The 13,109-nt window shown below is 43.4% G+C and carries 3 protein-coding genes; 2 read left to right on the top strand and 1 reads right to left on the bottom strand.

What is annotated here, in order from left to right; genetic code table 11:
- Nucleotides 1–42: 42 nt before the first annotated feature.
- Entirely contained in the window at nucleotides 43–5,565 is a 5,523-nt protein-coding gene (locus tag ACFQ1M_RS13965; protein ID WP_386409241.1) for an alpha-2-macroglobulin family protein, read from the top strand.
- Between the two features lie 21 nt (nucleotides 5,566–5,586).
- Here ACFQ1M_RS13965 and ACFQ1M_RS13960 read toward each other — a convergent pair whose 3' ends face one another.
- The gene (locus tag ACFQ1M_RS13960) at nucleotides 5,587–7,506 is read right to left on the bottom strand and encodes a T9SS type B sorting domain-containing protein (RefSeq protein ID WP_386409239.1); all 1,920 of its coding nucleotides are present in this window, start codon (nucleotides 7,504–7,506) and stop codon (nucleotides 5,587–5,589) included.
- A gap of 689 nt (nucleotides 7,507–8,195) precedes the next feature.
- Between ACFQ1M_RS13960 and ACFQ1M_RS13955 the strand changes: the two genes are divergently transcribed.
- Nucleotides 8,196–13,046, top strand: coding sequence for a T9SS type B sorting domain-containing protein (locus tag ACFQ1M_RS13955; protein ID WP_386409237.1), 4,851 nt, complete (start codon nucleotides 8,196–8,198; stop codon nucleotides 13,044–13,046).
- Nucleotides 13,047–13,109: the final 63 nt, after the last annotated feature.

The following is a 13,109-nucleotide window of genomic DNA, read 5'->3' as shown; positions in this document are numbered from 1 at the left end:
CCTAATAATAACGAAGCAAATCCTAAAATTCTGAGAACAAACATGCGCATCACAAAATTCCTAATGCTGAGCATACTCTCGCTGAGCATATTTTCCTGCAAGAAAAAAACCGAAGAGGATCAAAATCGATCAAAGCTCTACGAATACAGTGAATATGTCTCGGATGTCTCCTCGGGGCTGGTTTCCACTGCCAAACCGATAAAGGTGGTATTGGTCAAACCCGTTGAAAGCTGGAGCCCAGATACAACGTTGGATAACTCCTTGTTAGCAATATCACCAAAGGCCGATGGAAAAGTGATGGCGTTGAACAATAGAACCATCGCCTTTGTCCCAGAAACTCCATTAAAACCAGACACAGAATATACGCTTAGCCTAAATCTTGGTAAGATCCAAGATGTGCCCAAAGATTTTAAGCGATTTGATTTCGTGGTAAAAACCATCAAACAACAATTCAACGTGGTCACCGAAACGCTTCAATCCTATAGCAAAGACTGGCAATATATCAATGGGGCTATCAAGACCAGTGATGTAATGGATGGTAATGACGCCAAGAAACTGCTTGAAGTCACACAGGATGGTAGAGAACTACCATTAAAGTTTGATGCCGGCGTTTCGACAGAGCGCGAATTTCAGTTTACCATTGATAGCATCCAACGATTTGTTGATGACTCAGAAATCGTGGTCCGCTGGTCTGGAAAATCGTTGAATATTGATAACGAAGGGGAGGCAGTCATTGAAATTCCTGGGAAAAGCAACTTCAAGATCCTAGACGTCGAGGTCTTTGACAACGGCCAGCAGTCGGTGGAGATCAACTTTTCCGACCCCGTAAAAAAGAGTCAGAATTTCAATGGTCTTGTGGCCATCCAAGGTGCTAAAAACCTCAAATACTCAGTAGATGGAAATGTGCTTAAAGTGTTTTCAAACAAGGATATCAAAGGAAGTGCTAAACTAGAGGTCTTCTCAAGTATTCAAAGTACCGATGGATATCGTTTGAAACAAGATTATTCCGAACTAATTTCTTTCGAACAATTAAAACCCGAACTAAGCCTCTTGCAGAGTGGTACCATTTTGCCAGGATCGGACAATCTTAAGGTCAACTTCTCGGCCACCAATCTCAAGGCTGTTGATGTGATGGTGTATCGCATCTTTCAGAACAACGTTCTACAATTTCTACAGCAAAACAACTTAACTGGTCGAAATAATCTGCGTATGGTTGCCAGACCTATCGCACAAAAAACGCTCAATCTGCAAGATGGCGGGCTTAATCTGGGTAAAAAGAATGCTTTTGCCGTAGATATTTCCAAATTGATTCAGCCAGAACCCGGAGCTATTTATAGAGTTGAATTCAATTACAAAAAAGCCTATTCCGCGTATAAATGTGATGAGGTCAGTGAAGAAGATGAGGAAGCGTTCGCCGCCATTGATTTTGATAATGAAGAGCCCGAAACCTCATTTTGGGATGACAACAATTATTACGAAAGCTATTATGGATACAATTGGAATGAGCGCGAGAACCCGTGTCATACCACCTATTACTACGATAAAAAAGTTGGTGTCAATGTGCTAGCCACCAATCTTGGGGCCGTCGTAAAGAAAGGTGTGAACAACGCTTACTTTATCGTGGTCACCAACCTGATCACAGCCCAACCCGAGACGAATGCCCAGGTTGAATTTTTCAATCTCCAGCAGCAATCGTTGGGGGTTCAAACTACAGATGAGGAAGGAAAGACCATCTTAGATGCCGAAACTCCAGCCTACTTCGCAGTTGTATCCAAAGGCAACGAAAGGACCTATGTAAAACTCAGTGATGGCAATGCATTGTCTTTAAGTAAATTCAACGTTTCTGGTGCGCGCCTTCAAAAAGGTCTTAAGGGATACCTCTATGGGGAACGCGGTGTTTGGCGACCAGGCGACACGCTTTTTTTATCTTTTATGCTCAATGATAACGCGAACAAACTTCCTGCAAATCATCCCGTAAAGTTTGAGCTCAAAAATCCCTACGGAAAAGTGACGCATCGAGAGGTACAAACAAATGGTGTTAATAATTTCTACAAATTTGTCATACAGACCGATCAAGAGGCGCCCACAGGGAATTGGCAAGCAACGGCCAGAGTGGGAGGAGCAACCTTTACCGAGAATATCAAGATCGAGACCATTAAGCCAAATCGCCTTAAGATCAAAGCTGGTTTTGAGAATGACGTCATCTATTCGGGAGAGGCTGTGGATGGAACGCTCGAAGTGACTTGGCTCCATGGAGCCGTTGCTAGGAATCTCAAGGCAGACATCAACGCACGTTTTTCACAAACCGCTACAAGTTTTGAAAATTTTCCTGGCTATACCTTCGATGATCCTGCTAGACGCTTTAATACAGAAGATTTTACCGTCTTTGACGGAAAGATAGGCAATGATGGGAAGGCAACTTTTAATTTAAAACCACAACTCCGCGCAAAGGCGCCTGGAATGCTACGTGCCTCCTTTATTACCAAGGTCTATGAGAATGGTGGGGATTTTAGCACCGATGTTTTTAGCAGTACCTATTCTCCATACAGCACCTATGTTGGAATCAATGCTCCCAAAGGAGATAAGGCCCGCGGGATGCTACTCACCGATCAAGATCACACTTTCGAGATAGCGACTGTGACCGAAAAAGGAACTGCTACGGCTGTAAAGGATCTTACGGTAAAGGTCTACAGAGTTAATTGGCGTTGGTGGTGGAATTATTCCGACGAAAATCTTTCAACCTATGCGCAAAGCAATTACCATACAGCTTATAAAACCCTAAAGGTTAGTACAAACGCCAACGGGAAAGCTTCTTTTGATCTTAAGATCTCAGAGCACGATTGGGGCAGATATCTTATCAGGGTCGAAGATCCAAAAGGAAAGCATGCCACAGGAAAAGTAGTTTATTTCGATTGGCCAGGATGGGCCGGTAAAGCACGAAAGAATGATCCTTCATCCGCCACTATGCTGGTATTTTCTGCGGACAAAGACACCTATAATGTTGGCGAAACGGCTACAGTTTCTTTTCCAAGCGGTGGCACTGGGAGAGCTTTGGTGACTGTAGAAAATGGTACCGAGGTGCTAGACGCTATGTGGGTGACACCAAAGAAAGGCGAAACCAAGTTTACCATTCCAATTGATGAGTCCTACACCCCTAATGTGTATATCAACATCACGCTGTTGCAACCACATTCTGAGACCGGTAACGACCTTCCCATAAGAATGTATGGTGTTATCCCTATTTCGGTAGAGGACCCTAACACACGCTTATCTCCAACATTGACCATGCCAGAGGTTCTAAGGCCTGAGGAAACCATCAAGTTAAAAGTGGCAGAGGAAAATGGAAAAGCTATGACATATTCTATCGCCATTGTTGATGAAGGATTGTTAGACCTCACACGTTTTAAGACCCCAAACCCTTGGGATCGATTCTATGCGCGGGAAGCTTTGGGAGTGAAAACTTGGGATATCTACGATGACGTTGTTGGTGCCTACGGTGGTCGCATTGATCAAATATTCAGTATTGGTGGTGATGGCGAGGCAGCAGGAAGTAAAAATAAAAAGGCCAATCGCTTTAAGCCGATGGTAGTATATAAAGGTCCTTTCACTTTAGACAAAGGCGAAACAAAAGAGCACCAAATAAAGATTCCAAAATATGTGGGCTCGGTACGGACGATGGTGGTTGCTGGAAATGCAACAAATGCCGCCTATGGAAATGTTGAAAAGACAACTCCTGTGAAAAAACCATTGATGGTCCTTGCTTCCCTTCCAAGGAAGATCACTCCGGGAGAAAAAGTGACACTACCTGTGACCGTTTTTGCAGGCGAGAAGAAAGTGAAGAATGTCACGGTGAAAGTAAGACCACACCCGTCCTTTAAGGTGCTTGGTGAAAATTCGCAAGCGATCTCATTCTCAGAACCCGATGAGAAGATGGCCTATTTCGATTTGGATATCGCTGAATATGGCGGCATAGGAAAAGTCATAGTCGAAGCTTCTGGTAATGGTGAAAAGGCCAGTTTTGAGGTGGAGATCGATGTTGTAAATCCCAATCCTGTAAGCACGGAATATGTGGATGTGCTATTGGAGCCGAATAGCTCGAAAGTAATCGATATAGAGACTTTTGGAACCCTTGGAAGCAACAAGGCCGCCATCGAACTATCTTCATTGCCGCCGATGAACTTCACGGGTCGTTTGAATTATTTGATACGATATCCCCACGGTTGTGTCGAGCAAACGACTTCGGGTGTATTCCCGCAATTATTTTTGACGGATATCTTTGAGCTTCCTTCAAATAAGAAAAGGGAACTGCAAAAAAATATTGAAGCCGGTATAAAACGTTTAGCGCGTTTCCAAACAGGAAATGGTGGTTTCGCCTACTGGCCAGGACAGAGTACCGATGATGATTGGAGTAGCTCCTATGCAGGTCACTTCTTGCTAGAGGCCGAGAAAAAAGGATACGTACTTCCGATAGCTTTCAAACAAAATTGGATCCGATATCAAAAACAGGCCGCAAAACGCTGGAGAAAAAAGACCGGCCTCTACTATCGCGATGACCTAGCCCAAGCATATCGACTGTATACGTTGGCATTGGCCGGGAGTCCGGACTTATCATCGATGAACAGAATGAGAGAGACCAACGGCATCAATAATGAGTCAAAGATCCGTTTGGCGGCAGCTTATGCGCTGGCCGGACAAAAATCTGCTGCAGAAAAGATCCTTGCTACTGCTAACTTCAGCTTTACACCTTCCAGATATTATTATGGCTATGGTTCCTTGGATCGCAACAGGGCAATGGCACTAGAGACCCTTACCGTGGTAGAAAACAAAAGCGAGGCTTTTGAACAAGCTAAAAAGATCGCAGAAAATCTATCTAGCAGCAGGTGGATGAGCACACAATCTTGTGCATATAGCCTATTGGCCATGTCTAAATTTGCTGAAACCTTTGGTGGAGGAAAAGGCATCGATGTCTCATATACCCTGAACAGTAATGCTTCTAACAGCATCAACACTTCAAAGACATTGTCTAGCAGAGATCTTGATGTTAAACAAGGCGCAAATACGGTAACACTCAAAAACAATAAGGACAATACCATTTTTGTGAGAGTGTTGACCAGTGGCATTCTTCCTGTGGGTCAAGAAAAGATCGCAAAGCGAAATCTAAGCACCAGTATACGCTTTAAAGCAAAAGATGGCAGTCTTTTGAATGTCGACCAGCTTTCTCAAGGAACCGATTTTGTGGCAGAGGTCACCATTAGTAACCAATCTGACGAACGAGTAGAAGAAGTAGCGTTATCGCAGATCTTACCCTCGGGCTGGGAGATCGTCAATACCCGTTTCACCGACTTCGGAAGCTTTGCTGAGAATAAAGCCGAGTACATAGACATAAGAGATGACCGTACTAATTTTTACTTTGATCTAAAAAGAGGTGAGTCCAGGACCTTTCGAATGTTATTGAACGCTTCTTATTTAGGCAAATACTATTTGCCAGGCGTTCAGGCAGAGGCCATGTACGACAATGAATATTTTGTGCGTACCGCCGGAAAGTGGATCGAGGTGACAAAATAATATTTTTGATGGGAATAGGGGCTATCGCTTTAGGCTGAAATGCCCCTTGAACTCATTGCCATCAATAGTGATACGATACCAATAGTCTCCCGATGGTAGCGGTTGATTTAGCACAGTTCCGTCCCAATTAAAATTAGTGCCTGGCCCGCTTTTTAGAAGTTTTCCAAAGCGGTCGAAGATATGAATGGTGCTGTTTCCGAAAAATGATAGGTCGCGAATAGAAAAACTATCGTTATAACCATCATTATTCGGAGTGAAGAATTCAGGGATCCGTAAATGAAAGAATTGTATGGTCGCAGGATCGCAACCTTCTTTATTCCGAGCATACGCCGTATAAATTCCTCCTTCGATATAGGGGAAGATATTAGAATCTTGATAGTTGATCCCATCCAATGAAAATTCAAAATCGCCAGTATTCGTTGTTTCTAAAACAACAGATGCCCCAACTGTGAAAGGAGGAGTTCCAAAAACAGGCGGGTCAATTCCAGAAACGCTAAAGGTTCTGCTAACATCGCAGCGTGTCATAGGGTCGATGATCGTTACGGTATATGTACCTGGAGCGGAAATTTCAATCACTTCACTTTCTTCTCCCGTACTCCATACATATTCCTGTCCGGTCGTGCCCGCACTTAAAAATTTGGTTTCTTGGCCCGTGCAAAGAGTAGCGTCAATAACATCTGGTAAAACCGTGGGAGTGGGGTTGATCGTCAAAGAAACCGCCGTTCTATCTTGGCTTACACAATTTATTCCGGGGATGAAGGCTTCCGCATAATATGTTCCTGCTGTAGATGATAAAAAGGTCGTGCCATTAGCGATAGGGGTTCCACCAGTAGGAAAACGAAACCAACGCACGGATTCCTCGGCAGCAGCATCAACCATTAGCGAGGGGATCGATTCGTCTATACATATAACCTTATCTCCTCTACTGACGGGTTTCGTAGGCACTGGAAAAATTTCTATCTGAAAGGGTTCCGACAACGATGAACAAAAAGGGCTTCCGAGATTTATTGGGTCTGAGGCAACATTTACCCTGAAATATCTCGATGCTGAAAGTGGCGGAGTCGTATAGCTAGAAGTCGTTTCTCCCACGATATCGGTATAGCTAATTCCGTCAATGCTTTCTTGCCACTGAAAAAAATGAACAGGGAAGACTGAAAAATCAGGAGTCGCTGTCAACGTCGCTGTTATCGGTGCCTCCGATGCACAAAAGATATTAGCTCCAGCGATGCTCGAATTGATCACCGTAGTATCCCCACAAGAGCTAAAGGAGATGTCATCGATAGCAAGGTCATTTCCACAACCGCCATCACCATTGTTCCTCATTTTTAAGATCACAGTACTTTGTCCAGCTGCCGTCTGAAAAACCAATCCGTATCGTTCCCAAGTTGGACTGCTTGTTGCGTGTATTTCGCCAGTATCTCCGGATGCCAAGAGCGCAGTATCGGTCTCGTCCCAGATCTCAAACCGAACGTTTATAGGAATGCCTCCATTTGAGCAGGCAGAGGCATCAAGATCATATACATTTAATAGCCATGCAGAAAATTCATAGAAGGTATTCTCGCATAGATCAGCGATTTCTCTGCTATAAAATTGGTCGGCGGTGAAACTAGCGTTTACTATGAACGCCTTTCCATTTACATCACCAGGAGTGCGGTCTCCGGTCACATGCCAAGAGCCTAGCTGCCCCATTTGGCTAGAAATGGTATACGATCCGTCTTGAGGGGCAGCATCGACATAGGAATAAGTGGTTACGCCATTTGGGAGTGGCGGCCCGTTCTGCGATCCGATACCAAAATTCTCTTCAAAGATTGGTGCTCCCTTATCTCCAGAGCAGAATCCTAACTGTGCTTTTGTCTGAGAAAGGCCTATGAGAAAAAAAAGGCCTATGAGTATCAGTGCTCCAAAGCTCCTATTTGTCCATTCTATTTTGTTGATCCCCAATATTGAATAGGTTAGATGATTCCGAACAGAAAATATATACCATCTGTACGTTTATCTTAAATCTTGATATAAAAGTGGAAAAGTTAATCATTATTTTAAACATTTTAAGTGTCCATACCAACGTGGTTCGATAATAGAGCATATCGACACTACAAGCTTCCCCCTTATTCAGAATTCCTTCAATTTTAGAGAATAGCAATTACCATAATAAAAATCGGTGATCGACAATAAATACCTCAACTTAAAATAGCACTTACTACCATCATCATCTAAGGACCTGATACTGTGAAATGTCCCTCTTACAACGGCAATGGTGCTTTTCAAAAAATAATCTTCATTTCTTTCAATGAAAAGTGTATCTTACGTGCCCCAAATCTTATTAGTATGCAACGTAGTTTTCAACTCGCTAAGCTGTGGATACCTTCAAATATCAAGCAGCTTGGCACCTTCAAGGTCATCCTAAAAAATCCGATTGGACATCATGTTTCGGCTCACAGCAATTTTGCAGGTGTTTTTTTCAATAAGCTCATCCATTTTCTATATGGTGGCCATTTCTGTCATTTGACCGTTTGTGAAATTCGCCTCTCAAGTGTATTAATCAGCTGAAAACTAAGCAATTAATTTTACCTATTGTCGTTCTAGCTATATTGGATAACATTGGCTCCCCACATGAATCTTAACTCTTACTTATGAAGAAAGTATCAAAAATACTTTTGCTGCTCGGTATTACTTTTTGGTCCACCACGATATCTGGACAGTTGATCACTACAAATACCTCCTTGACACCAGAGCAATTGGTGCAGGAGACACTGGGCAATGATTGTATAGAAATTTCCAACGTTACCTCCAACATCAATGGAAGTGTCGATGGGTTGAATAGTTTTGGAAGATTCAATAGGGCAGGTTCAAGCTTTCCATTTGCCGATGGCTTTCTAATCACCTCTGGAAATGCGACTTCGGCAGGAAATACGATGATTCCTACCAATCTCTCTGAAGGAACCGGCTCTTGGGGTGGAGACGCGGATCTTGAAGCAGCATTAGGTACCACTGGAACACTAAATGCAACTGTTATCGAATTTGACATCGTAAGTGTTACCGATCAGATCAGCTTCAATTATTTATTAGCTTCAGAAGAATACCAACAAAACAATCCGTGTAATGTTGCCGATGGTTTTGCCTTGTTGATTAGACCTAACGCCACCGCTACCCCTTATTCCAATATTGCGCTGATCCCAGGAACTACAATTCCAGTTGGCATTGATACGATTCATCCAGAGATCGTAGGAGAATGTGCTGCAGCCAACGAAACTTTTTTTGCTGGAAATAATCTTGGAGCAACAAATTATGAAGGAAGAACAACCGTTCTTACTGCCAGTGCCAGTGTGGTTCCCAATCAATCATACCATCTAAAAATGGTCATCGCAGATCAATTTGACGCCATCTTAGATACAGCCATCTTTATAGAAAGCGGCAGTTTGGTAGCTGAAGTAGACCTTGGACCGGACCAAACGCCCTGCGAAAGCACCACCTTGGATGGTGATGTAGGAAACTCATTGGCATCCTATGAATGGCTCAGAAATGGCGTTCCAATATCAGGAGAAAATAATTCGACCTTATTCGTCGATCAAGGCGGAACCTATACAGTAAGAGTTACCATTCCGTTATCGACCTCTACTTGTGTGATCTCTGATGATGTGGTCATCAATATCGATCCAGACCAATTATCTCCTAATATTCCCGATTTTGACGAATGTGACGATAATAATGATGGCGTATTCGATTTTGATCTCAATGCTATTGCTGCGGACATCGAAGCCAATCATTTGCCAGCATCTACTTATGATATTGATTTTTATATTTCATCAAATGATGCGATGCTGGAAACAAATGCATTAACGTCTCCTTTCACCAATTCGAACAATCCTGAGACTGTCTTTGTGCGTATCAATGACCTCGTAAGCAATTGCTTCGGAATCACTTCGTTCGACCTAATTGTAAATCCAGCACCGACCGCTGCCGATCTTACTATCGAGCTTTGCGATGATGCCACAGCAGACGGTTCTGTAGCGATTACACTTTCGGATTATAACAACCAGGTGACGCAAGGGGTCGCAGGACTTAACGTTTCCTATCACCCATCACCTGTCGATGCCCAAAACAACACAAATGCTTTGCTCGATAATTTTACCAATACCAGCAATCCTGAGACGCTTTATGTGCGGGTAGAAAACCCATCAACAAGCTGTTTTGCGAATAGCACCATTGAATTCAATGTAAACCCGCTACCTGTTTTAGCGAACACCACTGCTACGATCGATGCCTGCGATGCAGATGGAGATGGTTTTGCCACTTTCGATATCACCTCTGTTGAAAATGATTTCACTATGGGACTTAGCAATATTTCGGTTTCCTATCACGAAGTGCCCCAGGATGCTATCGATGATACGAATGCCATCCCTGATCCAACAGCCTTTACGAATACCATCCCTCGAGTTCAAACTGTCTACATCCGAGTAGAAGATACAAGTAGTAGCGCGGGTTGCGCCTCTATAGGAACCATTCAACTATTTACAAACTTATTGTTGGACGCCACTGATATTGGTGACGTAACACTCTGTGATGACCCAAGTAATGACGGTGTCGAAGATTTTGATTTCCCTAGCATAGAGACTATATTCATCAATGGTCTTCCCAATGTTAATATTACGTTCTATGAGACACCCGATGATCGACAAAATGGTATCAATCCGATAGATGAGACGGTTCAATATACCAATACCGCCAATCCTCAGACGATCTACATTACCATCACCAGTCCAACATGTACAGAAATAGCACAATTTGATCTTAATGTCGAGCCTTATTTTGAGTCTGAACCTATCCCAGATCAAATCTATTGTGATACCGATCAAGATGGCTTTACCACCATCATTTTGAACACCTTTGATAATGTCGTTCGTGGTAGTTTTGATGCGACGCATTCAGTATCCTATTTTACCTCGTCGGGGGATGCAGACACCGGTAGCAATCCGATCACTACCATAGACAATACTACCAATCCAATTACAGTTTTTGCACGACTCACCGCACCGACAGGATGTAGCGACAATCAACCATTGACCATCGAAGTTCTACCTGCCCCTTTGGCAAATACCCCTACTGGTTTTGTGATCTGTGATGACGATCAGGATGGTATGTTCATCATCGACCTGTCGAGCAAAGAGCCTGAGATCACTACAGATGCCAACAGAAGCTTCTCTTATCATCTTACCTCCACCGATGCAGATGAGGACATGAACGAAATTGTAGATTTCCAAAACTACAATGCACAGACAGGCACTGTTTTTGTTCGGGTGGAAAATACCTCGACTGGATGTCACACCGTAGTTTCACAGAGCATATTGATAAACACCCTTCCGTTATTCCCAACTATTACACCATATCAACTTTGTGAAACAGATGGTGATAACATCGAGGACTTTTTCTTCAATACAAAAGATAATGAGATCTTAAATGGGCAATCAGGTAAAGAAGTCCTTTATTTTGAAGATGAGAACGATGCAATTAACCGCATCAATATCATCGATAAGACGGCTGCATTTCAAAATACCAGCGATCCACAGACGATTTGGGCACGTGTAGAGAATATTTCGGATATTGACTGTTTTGGGGTAGCTCCATTTACCATACAAGTAGATGAGTCGCCTACGTATAATGACCCTTCGGATATTGATGTCTGTGACGACAACAATGACGGATTTTTTACATTCGATCTTAGAGATGCGGAAGACGAGATCACGGCCGGTATCACCAATAATCTGACCGTCACTTTTCATCTAAATCCTTCAAACGCCGACATGGGAATCAATCCTCAGCCATTGGATTTCACGAATACGAGAAATCCACAAACGATCTATGCGAGAATTGGTAACGACCTCAACTGCTTCGCGGTAGAGCCCATTATTCTCAATGTTATCGAAAGTCCGGAGACCACCCCTCCGAGCACTGCTTACACCCTTTGTGATAGTGACTTAGATGGTATGACCACCTTTGACCTATCGACCAGAGAAGCGGAGATCACCGGGCCAAGATTGTTCAATACGACACTTACTTGGCATACGGATCCAACCGAGGCAGAAGAAGGTGTCAATGCGATCGCCGACCCAAACAATTTTGTCAATACAAGCAATCCGCAACCGGTTTACTTGCGAGTGTTCAATACCATCACTCGTTGCCATAGTGTCCAAACACTTGATTTAGTGGTAAATCTACCCCCAACGATCAATACCATCACTGAATATCGTTTCTGCGAGAATTCAGCAGGTGAAGTTGATCTTTCTGAGATCGATGCATCTTTTACTACAGCGACCGCCGGTATTTCCATAGCATATTTCGCTTCACAGCCCGATGCAGATAGCAATACCAATGCATTGCCAAATCCATATTCTTATATTGGGCCATCCCAGAATATTGTTGCCAGAGTGACGAATACGACCACGAGTTGTTTTATCACCACCAATTTTGATTTGATCATAGAAAACAGCCCTGCTATCGCAACTCCTCAACCGTTAAGAGCCTGTGATGATGATTTTGATGGGCTGTTAGGTTTTGATCTCTCAGATCGCCAAGACGAAATATTGAACGGTCTAAGCGCTAGCGACCATCAGGTTACCTATTACACCACCCCTAATGATGCAAATGACGCCATTAATGCAATCAACCCAGTGGTTGAAGCCACTGATCAGCAACTTTTTTATGCTCGCGTAGTAAGCAACACTGGCTGTTTTAGTGTCACATCGATAGAAACTCGAGTGGATCCATTGCCTGTGATTCCAGTACGTCCGATCGAGCCTCTTTGTGGTGGTGTTCCAGCGACTATCAATGCGGATACTGGTGTTGCTGGGGAGACCTATCGATGGTCTACCGGAGCGATAAGCCCTTCCATAGTGGTAGCTACTCCAGGAGATTATTGGGTGGAGGTCACTTCTCCATCTCCTGCTTCCTGTACGGCACCAAGAGTGAATTTCTCTGTGATAAATTCGGAAACGGCGAATATCGACTTTACAACAAAGATCGACTTCTCGGATCCCAATAGCATCACGGTGAACGTCTCTGGAATTGGGGATTATCGTTTTCAACTAGATGATGGTCCGTGGGAAGAGGGCAATATGCCCGGTGGACACATATTTAATGATGTAACAAGAGGCTACCATCAAGTCACGGTCCTCGACCTTAACGGATGCGAGCCATCTCCGCCAGAAACTGTATTGGTGCTCGATTATCCAAAATTCTTTACTCCAAATAGCGATGGTTACAATGACCGTTGGCAAATTATTGGCCTTGAAAATTTTGGGGGTTCTAGCATCCATATATTTGATCGCTATGGAAAGTTACTAAAAACTTTAGGGCATCTAAGTTCGGGATGGGACGGAACCTTTAATGGAACACCGCTGCCAGCATCCGATTATTGGTTTGTGCTAAAGGTGGTAGATGTTCAGGGAGATATTGAGGTCAAAGGACACTTTACATTAAAACGATAGGGTAAAAATTGAGAGAAGGTTCAGTTTGTTAGGTATTATTTCTCAGCTTCGATAAATAATTAC

The organism is Sungkyunkwania multivorans (assembly GCF_042675645.1).
GTDB classification, from domain to species: domain Bacteria; phylum Bacteroidota; class Bacteroidia; order Flavobacteriales; family Flavobacteriaceae; genus Sungkyunkwania; species Sungkyunkwania multivorans.
This window is presented reverse-complemented; position numbering and strand designations above follow the sequence as displayed.